We start from the raw sequence: 498 nt of genomic DNA, 5'->3' as shown, positions 1-498 counted from the left end.
GTCCTCACTACTTACCATGCAGAAAGGAATTGGAAGTGGCGATGAAATGATTTTCAGCACTTGATACAGGATTTTAAAAATATCGAGTGCAGCTACGACGATATTTTGCGGGTTATTTATAGAAGATATTACGCCTTAAATAAACGCTAAATTAACACATATTTAATTAACTAATAGGTATTGCTATGTCAACTCCACTTCAAGGAATTAAAGTTCTCGATTTCACCGGTGTGCAATCTGGCCCATCTTGTACTCAAATGCTGGCCTGGTTTGGCGCTGACGTTATTAAAATTGAACGTCCCGGCGTTGGTGACGTAACGCGTCACCAGCTGCGAGATATTCCTGATATCGATGCGCTTTACTTCACCATGCTTAACAGTAACAAACGTTCTATTGAGTTAAATACCAAAACAGCGGAAGGCAAAGAGGTAATGGAAAAGCTGATCCGCGAAGCTGATATCTTAGTCGAGAACTTTCATCCAGGGGCCATTGATCACA

The 498-nt window shown here is 41.0% G+C and carries 1 protein-coding gene; it reads left to right on the top strand.

The window, feature by feature from the left end; all coding sequences use genetic code 11:
- Window positions 1-185: 185 nt before the first annotated feature.
- A partial coding sequence (locus K0040_RS22435) for a CoA transferase (protein WP_228110440.1) occupies window positions 186-498 on the top strand: 313 nt, incomplete at its 3' end.

Origin of the sequence: Terrisporobacter petrolearius, assembly GCF_020748185.1 — a bacterium.
In the GTDB taxonomy this organism is placed as follows: domain Bacteria; phylum Bacillota; class Clostridia; order Peptostreptococcales; family Peptostreptococcaceae; genus Terrisporobacter; species Terrisporobacter petrolearius.
This window is presented reverse-complemented; position numbering and strand designations above follow the sequence as displayed.